The organism is Niveispirillum sp. BGYR6 (assembly GCF_027568365.1).
Classification (GTDB): domain Bacteria; phylum Pseudomonadota; class Alphaproteobacteria; order Azospirillales; family Azospirillaceae; genus Niveispirillum.
The window spans coordinates 105241-126460 of the sequence record NZ_JANLNL010000005.1; the positions used below are offsets into that span (position 1 = coordinate 105241).

A 21220-nucleotide genomic window follows, 5' to 3' on the forward strand; every position below is an offset into this window, starting at 1 on the left:
GCGGCCAGGCCCTTATTCGGCGGGTTGCATGGTGGGGGAAACCGGGTTGGCGCGGCGCTGCGGCACGCCGACGCGCAAGCGCCGGTCGGACAAAGACAGCAACCCGCCCAGCACCATCACCACCGACCCCAGCCAGATCCAAGGCACCAGCGGATGGTGATAGAGGCGCACCACCCAGCCCTTGCCATCCGGGCTGGGTTCGCCCAGCACGGCATAGAGATCAGACACCAAGGTGGTGTGGATGGCGGCTTCCGTTGTCTGCATCCGCGCCACCGGGTACCAGCGGCGCTCCGGCGTCAGGGTGGCGATCACGCGGCCATCCACCCGCACGGTGAAGAAACCCATTTCGGTGGTGTAGTTCGGGCCCTTGGCCGGTGCCACCTTATCCAGCGTCAGTTCGTACCCGGCAACCGTGGCCTTATCGCCCAGCGCCATCACCCGCACATCCTCCGTCAGCCAGAAAGAGGTGCCGACCATGCCGGCAATGGCAATGCCCATCCCGGCATGGGCCACGGCCGTGCCCCAGGCCCCGCGCGGCAGGCCGCCGGCGCGCGACAGGCTGTCGGAAAGCGGGATGCGGAACAGCTTCACCCGGTCGGCAATCTCCCACAGCGCCCCGGCAAAGGCCCAGGCGGCCAACCCGATGCCCACCAGGGCCATGACCGGTTTCACCCCATGCGCCCACAGGGCCAGCATCACCGCCGCCACGGTGACAATCCCCGCCACCCAGAGCCGGCCCATGATGCCGGCCAGATCGGCCCGCTTCCAGGGCAGGAACGGCCCCACCGCCATGGCCAGCACCAGCGGCACGGCCAGGAAGGGGATAATGGCGTTGAAATAGGGGGCGCCGACGGAAATCTTATGCCCGAACACATCCAGCACCAGCGGCATCAGCGTGCCGATCAACACCACGGCGGTGGAAACCGACAGCAGCAGATTGTTCAGCACCAAGGCCCCTTCCCGGCTGATCGGGGCGAACAGGCCGCCCACCTTCAGCGCGTGCGCCCGCAGGGCAAACAGCAGCAAGCCGCCGCCGGTGGCCAGCCCCAGCAGGGCCAGGATGGCGACACCGCGACGCGGATCGACCGCGAAAGCATGAACGGAGGTCAGCACGCCCGAGCGCACCAGGAACGTGCCCATCAGGGAGAGCGAGAAGGTGAGCACTGCCAGCAGGATGGTCCAGGTTTTCAGCGAGTCGCGCTTTTCCACCACGATGGCGGAATGCAGCAGCGCCGTACCGGCCAGCCACGGCATCAGGGAGGCATTTTCCACCGGGTCCCAGAACCACCAGCCGCCCCAGCCCAGCTCGTAATAGGCCCACCAGGAGCCCATGGCGATGCCCAGCGTCAGCGACGACCAGGCCACCAGCGTCCAGGGCCGCACCCAGCGCCCCCAGGCGGGATCAACCCGGCCTTCGATCAAGGCCCCCACCGCAAAGCTGAAGGCCACGGAGAAGCCGACATAACCCAGATAGAGGAAGGGCGGATGGAAGGCCAGACCCGGATCCTGCAGCAGCGGGTTCAGATCATTGCCATCGGGCGGAGCCGGCAGGATGCGGATGAACGGGTTGCTGGTGGCCAGGATGAACAGCAGGAACCCCACGCCGATCAGCCCCTGCACGCCCAGCACCCTGGCCTTCAAGGTCGGCGGGATATTGCGCCCGAAGGCCGCCACCGCGGCACCGAACAGCGACAGCATGAAGATCCACAGCAGCATGGAGCCTTCATGATTGCCCCAGACGCCGGCCACCTTATAGAGCATCGGTTTCTGGCTGTGGCTGTTCTCCACCACATTCAGCACCGAGAAATCGGAGACGACATAGGCCCACATCAAGGCCAGGAAGGCGAGCGTGATCAGGCCCAACTGGCCATAGGCGGCCATGCGCCCCGCCTCCATCCAGGCGGCATTGCGCCGGGCCGCCCCCGCAAAGGGCAGCGTCCCCTGAATGATGGCCAGCAGCAGCGCCAGCACCAGCGCATAATGACCGATCTCGGGGATCATGGGACGCTTCTCTCTTCTGGAAAGGGCTTTGACCGGGGCCGGCCCATTGATGAAAAATCAGGATAAGTCGATGTGAAGACGGAAGATGGATCAGCAGTCAGCCGCATCCCATTCCCGCTCCAGCGCCTGCATGATTTCGGCAAGCTGGGCTGTTGGTACCGGGCCGGTCAGGTCACCTTCATCCCCCGCCGCATCTATCGACGCCGCCAGGGCATCGGCAGCATCGCGGTCATGCGGGGAACGAAGCCGGTAGCGATGGTCCATCTTCATCGTCGCTGCCTCCCCTGCCTCACACGCCACCATTGCCGGCGGCAGGCTTGCTGCCCGGTGCCTCCGGCCGGAACTGGCCGGATTTCTTCAAGGCGTCAGCCACTTCCTTGGGCATGTAATTTTCATCATGCTTGGCCAGGATTTCGCGGGCCTGGAACACGCCATCGGGACGCATCCGCCCTTCGGCCAGCACGCCCTGGCCTTCGCGGAACAGGTCCGGCAGGGCCCCGCTGAAGGTGACGCGCACGGTGGCGGCATGGTCGGCAATGACGAAATCCGTGGTGATGCCATCGCCTTGCTTGGAAACGGAACCCGCCTCCACCAGCCCGCCAACGCGGATCAGCCGGTCGCCCGGCGGCTTGGCCTGCAGGTCCGACGGCGAGAAGAAATAGGCCACATTCTCCTCAAACGCCGAAAGGGTCAGCGCGGTGGCGGTGCCCAGGCCCAGCATGGCGATGCCCAGCAGGTAAAGCCGGCGTTTCTTGCGCGTCATCATCATTCGCCTCCACCAGCATCCGCATCGGTAGCATCATTCTGGCCGCCTTTGCTGCGGCCACCGGTCATGGGCAGCATGGCAGCCCCTTCCCCACCCTCACCACCCGCCGCCGCATCCGCCTTGCGGCGGCGACGGCGCGGGTTCGCCGCCTCCAGTGCGGCCAGGGTGCGTTCGCGCGACCGCAGGCCGGCCAAACTGGCCACCAGCAGCGTCAGCAACAGCACCAGGGCCAGCCCATAGCTGCCCCAGACATAGGGAGCATAGCCCCCCATCGCCAGAAACTCTTTCATCGTCTCAGACATGGTCCGCCGTCACTCACCCCTGGGCCGATGCGCGGGCCATGCGCAACGTCTGTATCTTGGCATCGGCCAGTTCCGCCCGCATCCGCAGGATGACCACAGCCACGAAATAGGTCTGGAAGGCCAGCGCCATCAGCAGCAGCGGCCACAGCATATCCGGGTGGATGGTGGGGCCGCCCATGCGGAACACGCTGGCCGGCTGGTGCAAGGTATTCCACCAATCCACGGAAAATTTGATGATCGGCACATTCACCGCCCCGACCAGCAGCAGAATGCTGCCGGCCCGGTTGGCGCGCACGGGATCATCAAAGGCATTCACCAGGGCCATGAAGCCCAGATAAAGGAAGAACAGGATCAGCACGCTGGTCAGTCGCGCATCCCACACCCACCAGGTGCCCCACATCGGCTCCCCCCACAGGCTGCCCGTCACCAGACAGAGCAGGGTGAAGCCGGCCCCGATGGGCGCGGCGGCGCGGGCATAGACCTCCGCCAGCGGGTGGCGCCAGACCAGGGCACAGGCCGCCGCCACGGCCATGCTGGAATAGGTGAACATGCTCATCCAGGCGGCGGGCACATGCACATACATGATGCGCACCGTGTCCCCCTGCTGATAATCGCCGGGGCTGTTGAACAAGGCCAGCCAGAGGCCGGCAATGAACAGCCCCACGGACAGCAGGGCCGCCCAGGGCAGAATGATGGTGGCCAGACGCAGGAAGCGGGCAGGATTGGCGAAGCGATGCATGATGGCCCTATGTAGCATGGGCGATGGTGTTTTCACACTGGCCCACAAATGCCCTGCGTTGATTTGATCCAGGACAATTTGGGCAGCACATCACGTGTCTTCAATGGGGTCCAGCCGCACAGGTTTCGGCACCCGCGCCAGGGTCAGCACATCCACACCCACAGCCCCCGCCCGGCGCAGCACGCGGGCACATTCCCCCACCGTGGCCCCGGTGGTCAGCACATCATCCACCAGCAGCACCCGGGCACCACTGATCCGGTCACGGTGGCGCGGGTGGGCGGCGAAGGCCCCTGCGACATTGCGCGCCCGGCCCTTGGCCGTCAGCCCGCCCTGGCTGGGCGTGGCGCGGCGACGGATCAGCAGATCGGGCACCACCGGCTTGCCCGACACCCTGCCCAGATGCAGCGCCAGCAGGGCCGACTGGTTATAGCGCCGGCGCAGCAGCCGCCAGCGATGCAGCGGCACGGCGGCAATCACATCACATTCCGCCAGCAAGGTGGCACCCGATCGCGCCATCCAGCGGGCAAAGCCGGGGGCGGCATCAGTACGGTCGCCATGCTTGAAGCCCAGAATCAGCGGCCGGCTGGCATCATCATAGGAGAGCACGGCACGGGCCCGGCCGAATTGCGGCGGTGCGGCGATGCAGGCCCCGCACAGCGCCCCCGCCCCGGCATCATAATCAAATGGCAGACCGCAGCAGGCGCAAAAAGGCGCATCGATGAAATGCATCGCGGTCCAGCAGGTGGGGCACAAGGTGCCGGGCGTGCCCACCCTGTCCCCACAGCCCAGACAGCGCGGCGGCAGCAGCAAATCCAGGGCCGACCGCAGAAAAGCCTGCAGCGGCCCCCGCCAACCCTGAAGCGTTTCGACAATCTGGTTCATCCCGTCATGGTAGCATCGGGTGCGATACATCGCCAGACGCCCATTCGCCCGGTTGCCAAGGACGCCGCATCGGGATATGGCAAGGGGCATGAGCGACGCCGACACAATGCAGGTCTTCGACCGCCAGCTGGTCCGCCGTCACCGCGACCGCGCGGCGGCGACCATCGCCGACCATGATTTCCTGTTGCGGGAGGTGGGCAGCCGCCTGGCCGAACGGTTGGAACTGATCCGCCGCAGCTTCCCGCGCGTGCTGGATCTGGGGTGCCATGGCGGGGAAATGGCGGGGCTGCTGCAGGGGCTGTCCGGCATCCAGCAGATCATCCAGGCTGACATCTCCCCCCGCATGGCCGGCGTGGCCGGTGCCGCCAATGGCACGGCTGTACTGGCGGCGGATGAGGAACTGTTGCCCTTCGCCCCTGGCAGCTTTGACATGGTGGTGTCCAACCTGTCGCTGCATTGGGTGAATGACCTGCCGGGAACCTTGATCCAGGTGCGGCAAGCGCTGCGCCCCGATGGGCTGTTCCTGGCCGCCATGTTCGGCGGCGACACGCTGTTTGAACTGCGCCGCGCCTTGATGGAGGCCGAAAGCGAGATTCTGGGCGGGGTCAGCCCGCGCATCAGCCCGATGGCGGGCTTGCGCGATGCCGCCGGCCTGTTGCAGCGGGCCGGCTTTGCCCTGCCGGTGGCGGATATGGATACGCTGACCGTCTCCTATGCCAACCCGTTCCGCCTGCTGTCGGACCTGCGCGGCATGGGGGAAACCAATGCCGGCCTGTCCCGCCTGCGCCGCCCCATGCCCAGCGCCCTGCTGGCCCGTACCATGGAACGCTATGTGGAGCTGTTCGCCGAAGAGGATGGCAGCGTACCCGCCACCTTCCAGGTGATCTTCCTGGCCGGCTGGTCACCCGATGCCAGCGTGCAGCAGCAGCCGGCCAAGCGTGGCAGCGCCAGCCACCGGCTGGCCGAGGTGTTGAGCGAGATCGGTCAGGGTCAGCCACCCGCCAAGCCGCATTGACGCTATTCGCCTTTGTTTAGGGTGGATCGCGGAAATGCGGAATCGCTTTGGAGCGTGAATCCACCCGCTGAAGAAGGACTTAGCGCCAAGTGCGTTTCCGGTTAAACTCACCCGGCTCTAATCATACCACTGGCACGAAATCATGACCGAAGGTCACGCTTTCGTGCCCCTCAATTGCTGGCGCCAGCATCCGCTGGCTTGGCTACGCCGCACGAACGGCGCAGCGGCAGTCGCAGCATTACCAATGGTCATGAATTAAGACCGTTGGTATCAGCCCGTGGCCACGGGCTGCCCTTTGTCATTGACATTTCTCTGCTGTGAAGCGCCAAACCCCTTTTCAGGAAAAACCATTAGTCCGTATTAAAATACCGTCATCTATATTAAAAAATGTGATTTTTCTTGATTAATTATGTTATCGCGAATTTCAACTAAGTTATATATTGTTTTTTTTAATCACAGGTCAGAAAATAAGGTCCTCATAATTGGAGGACTTATCATGAGCGGACCGATTATCAATAGTTTCAAGTTTAATGGGATGCTTACCTTTGCCGACATTGGTGAGAATCCCGTCGTCATGACGATGCAGCTTGTCCTGGATGTCGATCTATCTTCAGAATCAGGCGTGACTTATCCAGCAAAAGGGTTACTGATCGATTCCAATTTTGGTGCCCCTCTCCAAGTTGCCGTGAACGGTACTTACTTCCAGCTCCCCGCTATTGGTGGATCATTATCCGGCGTTCGGGTCGAAGCGGGATTGGATTCAGGGGCAGATGATCGTGAAGGAACCCAGATCTACCTTGCCCTTTCGGATGATCTTTCCATCGCTGGCGGCTATGCAGAGATCGGCAATGATCTTCCAGCCCCGTTAAAGGGCAGAAAAGGAAGCATCTATGGTAGCTGCACCATCATCCGCTGATCCGCGATGATCCTGGTAACTCAAGATCATTAATACCAGCGGCATGAGCCGCGCGGCGACCACCGCCCTACCAACGGTCAAGAATTTTGACCGTTGGTATTTTGCCTTATTCGATATTTCGGCATTACGGACGGGTTGTCAGGGGATCAGCACCACCTCGCCCTTTGGCGGTTCCGCCGGACTGATGCTGACGGTCGGCGAACTGCTCGCCGCAATCCGATAGCCGGCGCCGTTATTGAAATAGGCATAGCAGATGGCCTGGAAGCCTGGGCCGGCTGCGGCCGGTTGCGTCTTCCCGCCGCAGGGCTGGCCCGCAATCGTCACCGTGCCCGGTGCGGCCAGGGTGACGCGGATCTGATGCACGCCCTCTCGTTCGGCGGTATAGCTGCAGCTCTTGCCCTGCGGCGCGTCGAAGATACAGCCAGCGGGTTCCGTCGCGGCTGCCGCCACCGCAGAGGGCAGGCCGAAGCAGAGGCCAAGGCCGAGCAGCTTCCATCCATGGATCAGTTTCACGCTTTTCACTCCCTGCGCATTTGATTCCCGGCAATCCCGAACCGGCCATGCCCCCGTATGAACAGTCAGATGGCCGGCCTTGATCCCCTGGAAATCGCTTTGTTGTTGTTCGCCCCCATGCTTAAAGACATGACAGAATGACGTTTAACGGGGTTTACAGTCTAATGGACAGCGCGGATGAGGATATTGTGGATCGTTTGCGGCGCCGCGCCACCCGGGCACGCGACCGCTATCCGGATGATGCCGATGATCCGACAACCCTGGTGGGCGGCCTGATCGCGGATTATGAAGCCGCCGCCAACGAAATTCAGCGGATGCGCGATGCCCTGAAGGATCTGTCACGCCAGGCCCTGCGGGTGATGCTGGGCTGAAAAAGAGGGGGGAAAGGCCGGTCATCGCACTTTCCCCCCAAATGCGTGAGAAAAATATTTGCAAGCCGGTTTCAATGCGCTATGGTCCGCGCCGCCCGCCCAGGAAGCCTGGGACGATGGCCGGCATGGACCCGTAGCTCAGCTGGATAGAGCGCTGCCCTCCGAAGGCAGAGGCCGATGGTTCGAATCCATTCGGGTCCGCCACCTTCCCTTCAAATGAAACTGGGCAGGCTGAAATAGATCAGTCTGATAATGCGCCATGTGTTGGCGCATGACGCTTCTGTTCATTGCCGTGCCAAAGGGCCGATGCGGGGAAACGGAACAAAAATCATCTACATTCGATCAAAAATAGCTATGATATGCTCGTTATAATAGCAACGAGGGTAGAATGATCGATGCTTTGGATGATACGTCCTCTACCCAAACCAAAACCAGCCTGCTGTTCCCCTCCCAGCTTACGCCCTGGCGTTTGGTGGCGCCGGTTTTGAAGGGCATCGAAACAGCCAATGAAGCTTATAAACGGTGGTCGAGCGAATATTGGCTATCGGATGCCGGAATAGAGAATGTGATGCAAACACATGTCGCCGAAGCCTGTCATCAGGCATTGGTGGGCTCGACGATGCGCGTCCATCTCGAAGCACCCTATAATTATTTTTATGGCATAAAAGGGGATCATCGCCGTGCTGATATCATCAGCTTCGGTCACCCGTGCGACAGTTGATTAGGTGTTGAAACCACTGCCCCTATGCATAAACGGCCATATGCATGATGCATATGGCCGCTAAACGCGATCACGGAGCAAAAATACCCACGCGGATCAAATTACCAACCCGGGATCACTCATCCTCACCAGGACGGCGGGCGCGGGTGCCCAGACCGATCTGCTTGGCCAGACGGGAGCGCTGCTTGGCATAATTGGGTGCAACCATCGGATAATCCGAGGGCAGACCCCAGCGGTCGCGATATTCTTCCGGGCTCATATTATAGGCGGTCTTCAGATGCCGCTTCAGCATCTTCAACTTTTTGCCATCTTCCAGGCAGACGATATATTCCGGCGTCACCGACTTCTTGATCGGTACGGCCGGCTGCGGCTTCTCGCTCACCACCACCGGCTCGGTGCCGACGTTGGACAAGGTACGATAAACCTGCTCGATCAGGGCAGGAAGATCATGGATCGCCACTGTATTATTGGAGACGTGTGCCGCGACAATCTCTGTGGTGAGAGACAAAAGCTCGGGCTGGGAGGAAACGCTGTTCATCTATCTTTGCTCCGGACAAGGAACTCACACGTGATATAAGTCTTATTCTGGTGATGTGCAATAACGTTTTAAAGCGTGCCAAAAGGATGGCCTTTGATGAAAAACACTGTGAATCATTTTCTCGACATCACCAGCCTTGTCTGCCCAATGACATTCGTGCGGACAAAACTTGCCGTCGAAAAGTTACCAAAAGGTCAAGTCCTTGAAGTGAGGTTGAATTTCGGCGAACCGCTGCAAAATGTTCCCGCCAGTCTGCGTGAGCATGGATATGAGGTGGATGAAGTTCAACCGGAAAATCCGGGCGAACTTACTGGCCCATACCGGATTTTTATCCGGAAAAACTAGCGGTTCTGCTCGGCAGGTGATTGTTTCCGCTCGGAAATACGCAAAGACATGACATGGGCATCAACAGTTGCGGCCCCTGCCCCATAATAATTACGGCGCCGCCCCACCGTGGTGAAACCCTGCTTTTCATAGAGTTGGATGGCCGTGCGGTTGTTGACCGCCACCTCCAGGAAAACTGTTTCCACAGCACAGCCGGCCAGTATTTCCAGCCCATCCAGCAACAGTGTCCGGCCCATTCCCTGGCCGCGCCCATTGGGCAATACCCCAATGGTCAGCAATTCCGCCTCATCCGCCACGGCACGCCACATGGCCATTCCGCAGGCCTGTCCATCCCGGTGCAGCAGGCGGGTCAGAACACCGGGCATACCCAACATGCCGGCGATCGCGGCTTCCGTCCAAGGCGGGCCGCTGGTCTGCTGGTCAGCAAAAGCCTGCTGCTGAAGCACATCCAGCACCGGCAGATGCGCCATGGTGGCTTCAATGATCTGCAAACCCATCGCCATGTCAGCGACCCGGCAGGGTGACATCGGGGGGACGGATGTACAACGGATCGGCCGGCCGGCCGGCAATGGCCGCCGCATCCAGGCGGGCGGCGATGCGGGCACCGGCCAGCGCCTCCGCCCCACCATGGGTGGTGACCACCTGCAGACCCGCCGGCCATGGCCCCAATGCCTCGGCTGCCCGTTGTGCGGCGTCGCCGACAATAACCATTGGTTGTGGCTGGAACAGCCGGGCGGCGAAATCGGCCAGCAAGGCCGGTGCCATATCGACCGGCTCAGCCAGCGGGGTTCCATCAGCGGCAAAGGGCTGCAGAAACAGCTCCTCCCGGCGGCTTTCAATGGCAGCCAGGGCCTGCAGGCCTGCAGCGGCCGGGGGCAGACCGGCCACCGCCACTTCCAGGCTGGTGACACCGATCAGAGGACAATTGGCGGCCAGCGCGAAGCCGCGCGCGGCCGCCAGACCGATCCGCAGACCGGTAAAGGTGCCGGGGCCGACGGTGACAGCGATGCGGGCTATATCACCAAAGCCCAGCCCGGCCTGCTGCAGGGTCTCCTGCACCAGCGGGACCAGACGTTCGGCCTGCCCGCGCTGCATCTCCTCTGCCCGCACGGCCAGGGCCCGACCTTCGCTTTGTGACCAGAGCGCACAGGCGCAGGCGCTGGTCGCCGTATCCAGCCCCAGGGTGATCATGCCCAATCCATTCCCCTCACCGGCCCCATCGGGCCACCCTTTCCCATGATATGGACGGCACAGCACTCTGGCGAAAATCCGCCTTTTGCCGCAAAAGGGGGCCAGACCAGCCCGGAGCCTGCAGCCCCATGCCCTTCGTGACCATTGCCCCGCCGACCTTCGATGTCGATCTCGATCTTCGCTATGCCACGGCGGATAATCTGACGGGAAGGCCCATCTTCGCGCGGCCGCTCTGCCTGCTGCATCCGCAGGCGGCCGAACGGCTGCAGGTCGCGGTTCGGCTGGCTGCAGCGCAGGGACTGCGGCTGCATATTTTTGATGCCTATCGCCCACCGGCGGCGCAATGGGCTTTGTGGAACGCGCTGCCTGATCCCACCTTCATCGCCGACCCGCGCATCGGGTCCAGCCATGGGCGCGGGGTGGCCATTGATCTGACCCTGGCAACACCTGACGGTGACCTGCTGGAGATGGGAACCGATTTCGATGATATGCGGCCCATCGCCTATCATGGCGATACCAGCATCAGTGTCACGGCACAGCGTAACCGCGCCTTGCTGCTGGGCATCATGGCGGCAGCCGGCTGGCAGCATTATGCCTTTGAATGGTGGCATTACCAATTGCCCGACGCCGCCTCCTATCCGCTGGTGGAGGATGCGGCGATGGGGCCGGCCCTGATGTGATCACACCGGGGCCGACCCCTGCTCATCCCTTACAGAATCTGGCAGACATCCGCGAAATCAAAGCGTGGGCTGCGCGGATGCAGCCCAGCCGGATCGCCATAGCCCAGATTACACAGGAAATTCACCTGATAACGGCCATCGGGGAAGAAGCTGGCATTGACCTGACCGGCATCGAAACCCGACATCGGCCCGCAATCCAGCCCCACCGCCCGGGCGGCCAGAATGAAATAGCCGGCCTGCAGGGTGCCATTGCGGAAAGCCGTGGCCGCCGCAACCGCCGGATCGCCGGTGAACCAGGATCGCGCATCGGTATGCGGGAACAGGTGGGGCAAATGGTCATAGAACTGGTTGTCATAAGCCAGCACGGCGACCACGGGTGCCGTCATGGTCTTGGCCAGATTGCCCTGCGACAAAGCCGGGCGCAGCTTTTCCTTAGCTTCCGCACTGGTCAGAAACAGCACGCGCAAGGGGCTGCAATTGGCGCTGGTCGGCCCCCATTTCAGCAGATCATGGATACGGTGCAGCAGTGTCGGATCCACCGGCTTATCCAGCCAGGCATTATGGGTGCGGGCCTGGGTGAACAGCAGCTCAGCGCCGGCCTGATCAAGGGTATGGCTCATCTTGCATCCAGTCTGTTGGGTGCCACCGGGTTGCGGCGGGCAAGCGGTTTATCAACGAAACCAGTCTTCCCCTTATGACGCAACCTGCAGACGGGCGGCAAGCCTTCAACGCCGTAACGACGCTTCCACAATGCCGCTGCTTTTGCCCGGATTGACCACCAGTTCCATGCCGTCATTCCGCAGCACGGCATTATCGAAATCCCGCAGCTCATTGGCGCGGATCAGCGATCGGATGGTACGGACATAATCATTGCCCCGTTCCGAATAGCTTACCAGCGAATTGGCAAGCTGCAGGCTGTCCAGCGATTTCCCCTGGGCGCGCAAGCTGGCCCGCACCTGGCGGAACTGCGCATAGGCGCGGTGGGTGTTCAGGTTCTGGACATAGCTTTCGATGCTGGCCTTGGGCGCATCAAAGGAACGGTAACGATGGGTCTCCCCCTGCCGGCGATTGCGCGGCACGATGCCTTCATGTTCGGTATTCCAGGTCAATTCACCGAACAGCGCATTGCCCTTCTGGGCGAAACGGGAGGTACCCCAGCCGCTTTCTTCCGCTGCCTGGGCCAGGGCCAGGGAAACCGGCACCACATCGACCCGCTGCAGCAGGGCCTTCATATTGACCTCGCCCTCAGCCTTCAGGCCATAGCGCCCCGCCAACTCGGCCAGCCAGATGCGGTCAGCCTGGGACGGCGCATAGCCTGCAGCCTTCTGGGCCGCCAGTTTCTGCAGACGGTCCCGCTCCCGCTGGACCTGTTCATTGGTCAGCAGGATCAACGGCAGCAACGTCTTGACAAAGACGGCCTTGCGTTCATCCGTGCTGTCCAGCTTCTTTATGCCGAGGGGCAGATCGCTAAGCACCAGACGCGGCACCTGCAGCTCACCGCTGCGAACGCCGTCAATATGGTAATCGCGCTGCTGGAACAGATCCAACGCGCCCCGCGCATCCAGCGCAAAGGCCTGTTGAACGATCCTGGCCTCATCCCCCCCGGCCGGCTTTTCAGCCGGTACTGACACCGGAACAGCGGCAAAAGCCGTGGCCGGGCGTAAAACCGGAAGGATGAATTCCCGCGCCGTCGCCTCCAGTGTCCGCCCGGATGCCCAGGTGAAAACAGTGGAAGGAATGATGACGGTAATCAACAGGAAGACGGCACAAACAGCCGTATAGCGGGGGCCGGTATGGCCCTCGTTCGCGTCTGTCTGCATTGAATTTAAACCCCTTACTGTCCAAGCCGAAGGGAACAGTCCGCCCGCCATATCGTTTGGATATGGGGTGTGGCGCCCAGTTCCCGGTGCCGGAGCAAACTCCGTATTGGCCGATCACGCCCGAAATAAGGGCCGGCCGAATGTAAATGCACGCGCCCTATCGGTGACGCCCTTCCTGGGCCTCAGCCACCGATCAAGAGGTGCCGGCGGGGCCTGAAGACCCCGGAAGGGCTTCGCCCACCGGCACTGCATTTACCTGCCAATTTAGTTCAAATTTTGGCAGTCGCGCAAACCTTATCTGATTTGCTGCACTTCGACAACCTCTGGGATGTAGTACCTCAACATATTTTCGATCCCAGACTTCAGGGTAGCGGTGCTGCTGGGGCAACCGGCACAGGCCCCCTTCATGGTCAGATAGACGATACCGCGTTCAAAACCATGGAACGTGATGTCCCCGCCATCCTGGGCAACGGCCGGACGCACCTTGGTATCCAGCAATTCCTTGATCTGGGCGACGATCTCGTCGTCATCCTCATTCACCTGATTATCGTCGGCCTGGGCCTGCAGCAGGACCGGCCGGCCGCTGGCAAAATGTTCCATGATGGCGCCCAGAATGCCGGGCTTCATCACGTACCAGTCGCGGCCATCGGATTTGGTGACGGTGATGAAATCACCCGCCAGGAAGACACGGGTCACCCCTTCCACCGCAAACAGCCGTTCGGCCAGGGGGGAACGGCTGGTGGCATCCTGGCTGTCCGTGAAATCAGCCGTGCCGCTGCCCAGCACATCCCGGCCCGGGATGAATTTCAGGGTGGCGGGGTTCGGGGTTTCTTCGGTCTGGATGAACATTGGCAATAATTCCCATGGCGTCCCCCGGCATGGCCGGGATGTGGACCTGCTTTGCTGCCGAAGGTGGGACCGTTTGCCGATTTAATCAAGCACGCTCGCGCATGGCTGCCAGTTGCAGCCCCGCTGCAGGCGGGGCAAAGACGGCCGGGCTGCGATAAGGGCACAGGCTGTGTTCTCCAGGACACTGGCGGGCCCCAAAGCCGGCGCAGATACCCTCATGCCCGGCGCGGGCTTGCCGGACCAGATGGGTCTGCCAGGCCATTTCCAGGGCCGGATCGCCCGGCCCCACCAGATGCAAGTGCCGAACGCCCGCCTTTTCCGCCCAGCCCTGCAGACCTGCAGGCAAGGGCGTAAAAGGCACCAGTACCACCGGCGCACCCAAGGTGCCCAGCCGCTCCAGCGCCGGCCGCAGCCCAGGCAGCGTGGGGGAGGACAAAGGCAGGCCGGGCAGCGCCAGTTGACACAATGTCACCAAGCCAGGCTGCAGCCCCAGTAACGGCCATAATTCGCGGGCCAGCCGGTCTGCCTGCCAGAGGGCGGGATCACCCTCCGCTGTTCCAAGGCCCCAGGGCAGCACCATCAGCACCTGCGCACGGCCCTGCAGGCTGGCCGTCTCCAGCACCGGGGCGATCCGCCGCACCAGGGCGCGCAGCATCAGTGGATCGGTCGGGTGACAGCAAAGACCCCGGTTGGCCTTGCGAAAACCTGCAGCGGCCGTCAATCGGCGCCAGGCATCCATGGCATGGCCATTGCGGGGCGGGGTGTAAAACGGATCCGCCGGCAACAGCAGGGTTTCATCAGCCTGCCATTCCGCCACCTCATCTACCACCCGGCCCATTGCGGCATCATCATGCAGGGGGGCCTGGAACAGCCGGATATCCCCCTGATCCCACAACTTTTCTTCCAGGGTTGTCAGCCAGGGGCCCAGGTCCGGCTCAGCCGGAAACAGGTCGCTGTCCGTCCAGCGCAGCGCCGCCAGCCGGGCCTTCAGCCGGCGGCGCCAGGGCGGCATTTCCGGCTGAAACGCCGTCAGCAGGCGCTGCAGGTAGGCGAACACATCCGCCCGCTGCGCGGGCATTGCGTGGCGCAGCAGCACCACGGCAATGCGCCATCGGGGGGACGGATAAAGCGACATGGGCGCAGCCGTTTCCGAAAAAGGATCAAGCCTTTGTCGCAGGTTGCCAATCGCGGATCAAGCCCGCCAGCCGGGTCACATGTTCCGGCGGCGTTTCCTTAATGATGCCATGGCCCAGATTGAAGATGAACGGCCCCTGCCCAAGCTGGTCCAGCAGCGACAAGGCCGCCTGTTCCAAAGCCTCCCCACCGGCCAGCAGCACCACCGGGTCCAGATTGCCCTGCACCGCCACCTTGCCCTGCAGGTGGGCCGCCGCCCATTCCGGCGGGACCGAGGGGTCAAGCGAGACGGCATCCACACCCGTCTGTTCGACATAGGAGACGAGGTTGAGCCCGGCCATGCGCGGAAAGCCGATGATCGGCACCGCCGGATGCAGAGCCTTCAGCGCGGCAACGATACGCCGGGTCGGTTCCACCGAATAGCGCTGGAAATCGGCAGCACTCAGCGCCCCGGCCCAACTGTCGAACAGCTGCAGCACTTCGGCCCCGGCCTTCACCTGGGCGGACAGATAATCAACGGTGGCCGTCACCAGAATGTCGATCAGCTGGTCAAACCCGGCCGGATCGGTATAGGCGAAGCGCTTGACCTTGGCATATTCCTTCGACCCGCCACCTTCCACCATGTAGCAAGCAACCGTCCAGGGCGAGCCGGCGAACCCAATCAGGGTGGTCCGGTCATCCAGGGCGGCCCGAATGCGTGACACGGTTTCATAGATGGGGGCCGCCCTGTCGTGCATTCCCTCCGGTTTAAGCCCCGCCAGACCGCTTGCGTCACGGATGGCGTCCAGCACCGGGCCTTCTCCTTCGGCGAAGCGTAGCCCCTGTCCCAGGGCCCAGGGGATGATCAGAATGTCGGAGAACAGGATCGCCGCATCCATGCCATACCGGCGCAACGGCTGCAGCGTCACCTCGCAGGCCAGTTCCGGGTTCAGGCACAGATCGAGAAATCCACCGGCCTGCGCCCGCACCTGGCGGTATTCCGGCAGATAGCGGCCGGCCTGACGCATCAACCAGAAAGGCGGCGGGGTCTGGGTCTGTCCGGCCAGGGCGGCCAGCATCGGCTTGAGCGTCATCTCGTCTTCTCGGCTGCACACGATTACGCCGGGCCTTGCCCGACATCCGGTTCCCGATCTCGGGGTCTCCACCCGACCTTATCCCATCCCTTCCCTATAACTCTTTATTTTTTTAGTTAGGATGGAGGTAAGAAGTAGGGCCTGTGGATAACGGTAATTCCCATTTGTCCGCATCTTTGTCCACAGGCTGGAAGGCCCATTTCATGTGTGGAAAAGTTCTGTGGAAAAGCGTGCGCACGATTGGTTCATTTTCCAGGGAAATCCTTGTTTCGCAGAGGCTGCGGATTCTGGGGATAAAAGTGCAGTCAGGCCCGATTCGTCCTTGATTCACCCATGGGTCTGCGAAACTCATCCCCCGTCCAGCAAGCGGACTCATGGAATCCGGGCTTACCTTGATTGAATCGAGGGCTTGGCGCATTTTGCCGACTTGTTCACAGATGCGCTCCCCTTTGTCCCCAGGATGGTCCCCTGCAGATGCCGACAACCCCGCCGCCCCCCATCCGCCCCCTGCCCGCCAGCCCGGCCAAACCGACGGGGGATGTGCGCAGCTTCCACCTGCATCTGGTTTCCGATGCGACGGGGGAAACGATCAACTCCGTTGCCCGCGCCTGCACCAGCCAGTTCGAACAGGCCGAACCGGTCGAACATTTCTGGAATCTGGTGCGGACCGAGCGGCAGTTGGACATGGTGGTCGATGGCATCCGGGAAAATCCCGGCATGGTCATGTTCACCCTGGTGAATGACAAGCTGCGCCGCCGCCTGCAGGAAACCTGCCGGGAGCTGGGTATTCCCTGCATCCCCGTGCTGGATCCGCTGATCAATGCGCTGGCGGCCTATCTAGGCCTGGAAAGCCAGAGCAAGCCCGGCCGCCAGCACGCGCTGACCGCGCAATATTTCGACCGTATCGATGCGATGGATTTCGCCCTTAACCATGATGACGGGCAAAGTGCCTGGGGTCTGCATGATGCTGACGTCATTCTGGTCGGGGTCAGCCGCACCTCCAAGACGCCCACCTGCGTCTATCTGGCCAATCGCGGCATCAAGGCGGCCAATATCCCCTATGTGCCCGGTTGTCCCCTGCCGCCGGAACTGGACCTGTTGAGCCGGCCGTTGATTGTCGGTCTGACCAAGGATGCCGAACGGCTGGTGGCCATCCGTCGCAACCGGCTGCGGCTGTTGAACCAGGGCGACGACACCTCTTATGTCGACCCGGAAAAGGTGCGGGAAGAATTGATGGAGGCGCGGCGGCTCTATACCCGCAAGGGCTGGCCGGTGATCGACGTCACCCGTCGCTCGATCGAGGAGACGGCGGCGGAGGTGATGATGATCCTGTCCCGCCGTCGTCCGCAATTGATGCCGCACGGGGTCGCCGTGGCGGCCGTCCCGTCAGCCCCGGCGGGCAAGTCCGAGGAGGAAGCCTGATGTCGGCCTTTCTGTCAGCCGAACCGGTGATCCTGGCATCCGCCAGCCCGTCCCGCCGCCGGATGCTGGAGGCGGCCGGGCTGGAGGTCCATGCCGAGGCCGCGCGGGTGGATGAGGAGGAGATGAAACATTCCGGCAAGGCCGCCGGGATGCGCCCGCCGGAGGTGGCCGAGGCGCTGGCCGACCTGAAGGCCGCCAAGCTGGCCCGCAAATATACCGGCCCCTATGTCATCGGGGCCGACCAGATGCTGGAATGTGATGGCGTCTGGTATGACAAGCCGATTGATCGGGCCGATGCATTCGCACATCTGCGCGCCCTGTCGGCCCGCACCCATCGGCTCTATTCCGCCGTCGTGGTGTTTCATAATGGTGCCCGTGTCTGGCACCATATTGATCAGGCAGAACTGACCATGCGGCCTTTATCGGATGGCTTCATTGAACGCTATCTGGATCTGGCGGGTGATGCCGTGCTGGGCTGTGCCGGTGCCTATATGCTGGAAGGGTTGGGCGCCCAATTGTTCAGCCGGGTAAAGGGTGATCATTTCACCATCCAGGGGCTGCCCTTGCTGCCCCTGCTGGATTTTCTGCGCGTGCGGCGTCTGCTGCCGGTTTAACAAAGGGACTTTGATGATGGTGACCGGCAAGGCTTTGCTGGCAGGTGTGATGGGCTGGCCGATTGGCCATTCCCGCAGCCCGTTGCTGCATGGATATTGGCTGAACCAGTATGGCATCGATGGTGCCTATGTGCCGTTGGCGGTGCCACCCGATCGGATTGAACAGGCCTTGCGTGCCCTGCCCGCCTTGGGTTTTCGCGGTTGCAATGTCACCGTCCCGCATAAGGAGGCGGCGTTCCGGCTGGTGGATCGGCTGGATGACAGCGCCCGCCGCATCGGGGCGGTGAACACGGTACTGGTGTTGCCCGATGGCTCACTGGAAGGCCGCAATACCGATGGGTATGGGTTCTGGCAGAACCTGCAGGCCGGCGCCTCTGCAGGTTGGGATGTCGGCAGCGGTGCGGCGGTGGTGCTGGGGGCCGGTGGTGCTGCCCGTGCCGTGGCCGTGGCGCTGCTGGATGCCGGTGCCCCTGGCATCCGCCTGTTGAACCGTACCCGCGCGCGGGCAGAAGAACTGACCAGCGATCTGGCCGATCCGCGTCTGCAGGTGCTGGATTGGGAAGACCGGGCCGAGGCCCTGCAGGGGGCGGCCCTGCTGGTCAATACCACCACCCAGGGGATGCAGGGTCAGCCGCCGCTGCAGATTGACCTGTCGTCCCTGCCCGGCACCGCCCTGGTGACGGATATCGTCTATACCCCGCTGATCACCCCCTTGCTGCAGGCGGCGACGGATCGCGGCAATGCCATTGTCGATGGTTTGGGCATGTTGCTGCATCAGGCCCGGCCCGGTTTCCATGCCTGGTTCGGCACGGATCCGCAGGTGACAGACGCCTTGCGCCGGCATGTATTGGGGCCGGTATGATTGTTCTGGGCCTGACCGGTTCCATCGGCATGGGCAAATCCACGGCGGCCACCATGCTGCGCCGCCTGGGCTGCCCGGTGCATGACGCCGATGCCACGGTGCATCGGCTCTATGCCCGTGGCGGTGCGGCGGTCGCTCCCATCCAGGCCCTGTTTCCGCAAGTAGTGCGGGATGGGGCGGTTGACCGGGTGGCCCTGTCCGCCGCCGTGCTGGGTAACCCGGCCGCCCTGCAGCGGCTGGAAGCATTGGTGCATCCGCTGGTGCAGAAGGCGTCGCGTGACTTCCTGCGTCTGCAGGCAAAACGCGGCATGAAGCTGGTGGCGATGGATATCCCGCTGCTATATGAGACGGGGGGCCGGGCGCGTGTGGATCAGGTGCTGGTCGTCTCCGCCCCCCGCTTCCTGCAGCGGTCGCGGGTGCTGGCCCGGCCGGGCATGGATGCGGTGAAGCTGGATCGCATTCTGGCCCGGCAGATGCCGGACGGGCTGAAACGCCGGCTGGCGGATTATACGGTGCCGACCGGCCTGGGCCGTGCCGTCACCTTCCGCCACTTGGCGCTTATCGTTAAGAGCTTGCCTCTGCAGGCGGCTGGCCGGGTCTGGCCGCCGCGCCGCCTGCCCCGTGATCAAATGTCCCCTTTCCTCAGCCGCTGGAAAAAGCCCCATGCGTGAGATCATTCTGGATACCGAAACCACCGGCCTTGATGCGCTGAATGGCGACCGGCTGGTGGAGCTGGGCTGTGTGGAGACGTTCAACCATATCGCCACCGGCAAGGTGCTGCACAAATATATCAACCCCGAACGCGACATGCCTGCAGAGGCGGAGGCGGTTCACGGCCTGTCTGCAGCCTTTCTTTCCGACAAGCCGGTCTTTGCCGAGGTGGTGGGCGAGTTTCTGGATTTCATCGGCGACAGTACGCTGGTGATCCACAATGCCAGCTTCGATATGGGTTTCCTGAATGCGGAGCTGGCGCGGCTGGGAATGCCCAAGCTGACCAACCCGGTAATCGATACGGTGAAGATTGCCCGTCGGCGCTTCCCCGGTGCCGCCGCCAGCCTGGATGCGCTGTGCCGCCGGTTTGAGATCGACAATTCCAACCGCACCCTGCACGGCGCCCTGCTGGATGCCCAGCTGCTGGCAGAGGTTTATCTTGAGCTGATGGGCGGTCGCCAGCCCGACCTTGTGCTGGCCGGTGGGCCGGCGTCGCAGGCGACGGATAGCGGCCCGGTGGTGATCAAGCGGGTGGCGCGTCCCCCCCGCCCGCACGCGCCAACCGCAGAAGAGCTGGCAGCGCATGAGGCTTTCATCAAGGGCTTCAAGTCACCGCTCTGGCTGTCGGAGTAAGGTGTTTCACGTGAAACACCTTACTGCCCCTGTTCATGGGTGATGGCGGTTGGTTAGACCACCATCACCGTTGCACCCGTCGTTGCCCGGCTTTCCAGTGCCCGATGCGCTTCGGCCGCATCCTGCAGGGCGAAGCGCTGATTGATGTTTACCTTCACCGTGCCGTCTTTCACCACGGTAAACAGGTCATCCGCCATGGCCAGCATCTCCGCCCGTGTCCCGGCATAATGGCCAAGTGCCGGGCGGGTCAGGAACAACCCGCCCTTTTTGTTCAGGATGCTGATATCCACCGGCGGCACTGCCCCGCTGGCATTGCCGAAGTTGACCATCAGGCCGCGCCGTTTCAGGCAATCCAGGCTGCGGTCAAACATATCCTTGCCGATGCTGTCATAAACAACATCGACACCCTTGCCGCCCGTCAGTTCCCGCACCCGTGCCACCACATCTTCCTGCCGATACAGGATGGTGTGGTCGCAGCCATGGGCCTGCGCCAGGGCCGCTTTCTCCGCACTGCCCACGGTGCCGATCACCGTGGCTCCCAAAGCCTTCGCCCATTGGCAAACCAGCAGCCCTACCCCGCCAGCGGCGGCATGGATCAGGATCGTATCGCCCGGCTTCACCATATAGGTTTGTCGTAGCAGATACTGCGCCGTCAGCCCCTGCAGCAGCATGGCGGCGGCCGTCTGGTCGTCCAGCCAGTCGGGCAGCTTGATCAACCGCTCCGCCGGGATCAGCCGTTGTTCGGCATAGGCGCCAAGGGGTGAATTGCCATAGCCAACCCGATCACCCGGCGCCAGATAATCCACCCCCGGTCCCACTGCCAGCACCCGGCCCGCCCCTTCCATGCCGGGCGTGAAGGGTAAGGGGGCGGCATAGAGCCCGGTGCGGAAATAGACATCGATGAAGTTCAACCCCACCGCCTTGTGCTCGATCAGCACTTCCCCCGCTGCAGGCTGGCCGACGGTCACGGGCTCCCAACGCAGCGTCTCGGGCCCGCCATGGCTGTGTACGCGGATGGCATGGGTCATCACTTCACTCCTGCGGAAAAGAAAAGGGCCGGCGCAATGGCCGGCCCTGATCATGCAAGCGGGAACACTCAGCCTCTGCGATGATCATCACAGG

Annotated in this window: 27 protein-coding genes and 1 tRNA gene; 12 read left to right on the top strand and 16 right to left on the bottom strand. The window is 62.7% G+C overall.

The window, feature by feature from the left end; genetic code table 11:
- Positions 1-12: 12 nt before the first annotated feature.
- The 6 genes from PCJ49_RS12920 to PCJ49_RS12945 form a co-directional block, all read right to left on the bottom strand.
- Positions 13-2001, bottom strand: coding sequence for a heme lyase CcmF/NrfE family subunit (locus PCJ49_RS12920; protein WP_269911270.1), 1989 nt, complete (start codon positions 1999-2001; stop codon positions 13-15).
- A gap of 90 nt (positions 2002-2091) precedes the next feature.
- Complete coding sequence (locus PCJ49_RS12925) at positions 2092-2271, bottom strand: hypothetical protein (RefSeq protein WP_269911271.1); 180 nt, start codon at positions 2269-2271, stop codon at positions 2092-2094.
- A gap of 19 nt (positions 2272-2290) precedes the next feature.
- Entirely contained in the window at positions 2291-2764 is a 474-nt protein-coding gene (gene ccmE, locus PCJ49_RS12930) for a cytochrome c maturation protein CcmE (protein ID WP_153202833.1), read from the bottom strand.
- A gap of 2 nt (positions 2765-2766) precedes the next feature.
- Positions 2767-3069, bottom strand: a complete 303-nt coding sequence (gene ccmD / locus PCJ49_RS12935) for a heme exporter protein CcmD (RefSeq protein WP_269911272.1) — start codon at positions 3067-3069, stop codon at positions 2767-2769.
- 13 nt (positions 3070-3082) lie between these two features.
- A complete protein-coding gene (locus PCJ49_RS12940) occupies positions 3083-3808 on the bottom strand; it encodes a heme ABC transporter permease (protein WP_089288773.1) in 726 nt (241 codons plus the stop codon).
- A gap of 90 nt (positions 3809-3898) precedes the next feature.
- Positions 3899-4720, bottom strand: coding sequence for a ComF family protein (locus PCJ49_RS12945; protein ID WP_269911273.1), 822 nt, complete (start codon positions 4718-4720; stop codon positions 3899-3901).
- A 58-nt stretch (positions 4721-4778) separates the two neighbouring features.
- Here PCJ49_RS12945 and PCJ49_RS12950 point away from each other — a divergent pair, with 58 nt between their 5' ends.
- Together PCJ49_RS12950 and PCJ49_RS12955 are read left to right on the top strand one after the other, a co-directional pair.
- Positions 4779-5705: a methyltransferase domain-containing protein gene (locus tag PCJ49_RS12950; protein WP_269911274.1), complete on the top strand. Its 927-nt coding sequence runs from the start codon at positions 4779-4781 to the stop codon at positions 5703-5705.
- A 496-nt stretch (positions 5706-6201) separates the two neighbouring features.
- Positions 6202-6621: a hypothetical protein gene (locus tag PCJ49_RS12955; RefSeq protein ID WP_269911275.1), complete on the top strand. Its 420-nt coding sequence runs from the start codon at positions 6202-6204 to the stop codon at positions 6619-6621.
- A 138-nt stretch (positions 6622-6759) separates the two neighbouring features.
- Here the strand turns inward: PCJ49_RS12955 and PCJ49_RS12960 are convergent, their stop codons facing one another.
- A complete protein-coding gene (locus PCJ49_RS12960) occupies positions 6760-7134 on the bottom strand; it encodes a hypothetical protein (RefSeq protein ID WP_269911276.1) in 375 nt (124 codons plus the stop codon).
- A 164-nt stretch (positions 7135-7298) separates the two neighbouring features.
- Between PCJ49_RS12960 and PCJ49_RS12965 the strand changes: the two genes are divergently transcribed.
- From PCJ49_RS12965 to PCJ49_RS12975, 3 genes are all read left to right on the top strand, one after another.
- A complete protein-coding gene (locus PCJ49_RS12965) occupies positions 7299-7505 on the top strand; it encodes a hypothetical protein (RefSeq protein ID WP_089288770.1) in 207 nt (68 codons plus the stop codon).
- Positions 7506-7632: 127 nt separating this feature from the next.
- Positions 7633-7709, top strand: a tRNA-Arg gene (locus PCJ49_RS12970).
- A 184-nt stretch (positions 7710-7893) separates the two neighbouring features.
- Complete coding sequence (locus PCJ49_RS12975) at positions 7894-8226, top strand: hypothetical protein (RefSeq protein WP_269911277.1); 333 nt, start codon at positions 7894-7896, stop codon at positions 8224-8226.
- 115 nt (positions 8227-8341) lie between these two features.
- On the opposite strand, the gene PCJ49_RS12980 is transcribed toward PCJ49_RS12975, so the two are convergent.
- Positions 8342-8764 (bottom strand): MucR family transcriptional regulator, encoded by a 423-nt coding sequence (locus PCJ49_RS12980; protein ID WP_089288768.1) that lies wholly within the window; start codon positions 8762-8764, stop codon positions 8342-8344.
- Positions 8765-8860: 96 nt separating this feature from the next.
- Here PCJ49_RS12980 and PCJ49_RS12985 point away from each other — a divergent pair, with 96 nt between their 5' ends.
- On the top strand, positions 8861-9109 hold the full coding sequence (locus tag PCJ49_RS12985) for a sulfurtransferase TusA family protein (protein ID WP_269911278.1): 249 nt from the start codon (positions 8861-8863) through the stop codon (positions 9107-9109).
- Here PCJ49_RS12985 and PCJ49_RS12990 read toward each other — a convergent pair.
- Together PCJ49_RS12990 and tsaB are read right to left on the bottom strand one after the other, a co-directional pair.
- Positions 9106-9612: a GNAT family N-acetyltransferase gene (locus PCJ49_RS12990; protein WP_269911279.1), complete on the bottom strand. Its 507-nt coding sequence runs from the start codon at positions 9610-9612 to the stop codon at positions 9106-9108. The genes PCJ49_RS12985 and PCJ49_RS12990 overlap by 4 nt on opposite strands.
- A 1-nt stretch (position 9613) precedes the next feature.
- Positions 9614-10300, bottom strand: coding sequence for a tRNA (adenosine(37)-N6)-threonylcarbamoyltransferase complex dimerization subunit type 1 TsaB (gene tsaB, locus PCJ49_RS12995; RefSeq protein ID WP_269911444.1), 687 nt, complete (start codon positions 10298-10300; stop codon positions 9614-9616).
- Positions 10301-10428: 128 nt separating this feature from the next.
- Between tsaB and ddpX the strand changes: the two genes are divergently transcribed.
- On the top strand, positions 10429-10980 hold the full coding sequence (gene ddpX / locus PCJ49_RS13000) for a D-alanyl-D-alanine dipeptidase (protein ID WP_269911280.1): 552 nt from the start codon (positions 10429-10431) through the stop codon (positions 10978-10980).
- Between the two features lie 29 nt (positions 10981-11009).
- Here ddpX and PCJ49_RS13005 read toward each other — a convergent pair whose 3' ends face one another.
- The 5 genes from PCJ49_RS13005 to hemE all read right to left on the bottom strand — a co-directional run bounded on the left by PCJ49_RS13005 (position 11010) and on the right by hemE (position 15856).
- On the bottom strand, positions 11010-11600 hold the full coding sequence (locus PCJ49_RS13005; protein ID WP_269911281.1) for a malonic semialdehyde reductase: 591 nt from the start codon (positions 11598-11600) through the stop codon (positions 11010-11012).
- Between the two features lie 105 nt (positions 11601-11705).
- Positions 11706-12800, bottom strand: a complete 1095-nt coding sequence (locus tag PCJ49_RS13010; RefSeq protein WP_269911282.1) for a glucosaminidase domain-containing protein — start codon at positions 12798-12800, stop codon at positions 11706-11708.
- A gap of 294 nt (positions 12801-13094) precedes the next feature.
- Positions 13095-13649 carry a NifU family protein gene (locus PCJ49_RS13015; RefSeq protein WP_089288762.1) on the bottom strand — a complete coding sequence of 185 codons (555 nt, stop codon included), beginning with the start codon at positions 13647-13649 and terminating at the stop codon, positions 13095-13097.
- 85 nt (positions 13650-13734) lie between these two features.
- Positions 13735-14784 carry a hypothetical protein gene (locus PCJ49_RS13020; protein ID WP_269911283.1) on the bottom strand — a complete coding sequence of 350 codons (1050 nt, stop codon included), beginning with the start codon at positions 14782-14784 and terminating at the stop codon, positions 13735-13737.
- Positions 14785-14809: 25 nt separating this feature from the next.
- A complete protein-coding gene (gene hemE / locus PCJ49_RS13025; RefSeq protein WP_269911284.1) occupies positions 14810-15856 on the bottom strand; it encodes a uroporphyrinogen decarboxylase in 1047 nt (348 codons plus the stop codon).
- A 540-nt stretch (positions 15857-16396) separates the two neighbouring features.
- Here hemE and PCJ49_RS13030 point away from each other — a divergent pair.
- From PCJ49_RS13030 to dnaQ, 5 genes are read left to right on the top strand one after another with little or no spacing between them, the layout of a single operon-like run.
- Entirely contained in the window at positions 16397-17278 is an 882-nt protein-coding gene (locus PCJ49_RS13030; RefSeq protein ID WP_269911445.1) for a pyruvate, water dikinase regulatory protein, read from the top strand.
- A complete protein-coding gene (locus tag PCJ49_RS13035; RefSeq protein ID WP_269911285.1) occupies positions 17278-17892 on the top strand; it encodes a nucleoside triphosphate pyrophosphatase in 615 nt (204 codons plus the stop codon). The genes PCJ49_RS13030 and PCJ49_RS13035 overlap by 1 nt, the downstream gene beginning before the upstream one ends.
- Positions 17893-17905: 13 nt before the next feature.
- A complete protein-coding gene (locus tag PCJ49_RS13040) occupies positions 17906-18754 on the top strand; it encodes a shikimate dehydrogenase (protein WP_269911286.1) in 849 nt (282 codons plus the stop codon).
- Positions 18751-19425 (top strand): dephospho-CoA kinase, encoded by a 675-nt coding sequence (coaE, locus tag PCJ49_RS13045; protein WP_269911287.1) that lies wholly within the window; start codon positions 18751-18753, stop codon positions 19423-19425. Before PCJ49_RS13040 ends, coaE begins: the two co-directional genes overlap by 4 nt.
- Positions 19418-20098 (top strand): DNA polymerase III subunit epsilon, encoded by a 681-nt coding sequence (dnaQ, locus tag PCJ49_RS13050; RefSeq protein ID WP_269911288.1) that lies wholly within the window; start codon positions 19418-19420, stop codon positions 20096-20098. The genes coaE and dnaQ overlap by 8 nt, the downstream gene beginning before the upstream one ends.
- 53 nt (positions 20099-20151) lie before the next feature.
- On the opposite strand, the gene PCJ49_RS13055 is transcribed toward dnaQ, so the two are convergent.
- Positions 20152-21126 carry a quinone oxidoreductase gene (locus PCJ49_RS13055; RefSeq protein ID WP_269911289.1) on the bottom strand — a complete coding sequence of 325 codons (975 nt, stop codon included), beginning with the start codon at positions 21124-21126 and terminating at the stop codon, positions 20152-20154.
- Positions 21127-21220 lie beyond the last annotated feature (94 nt).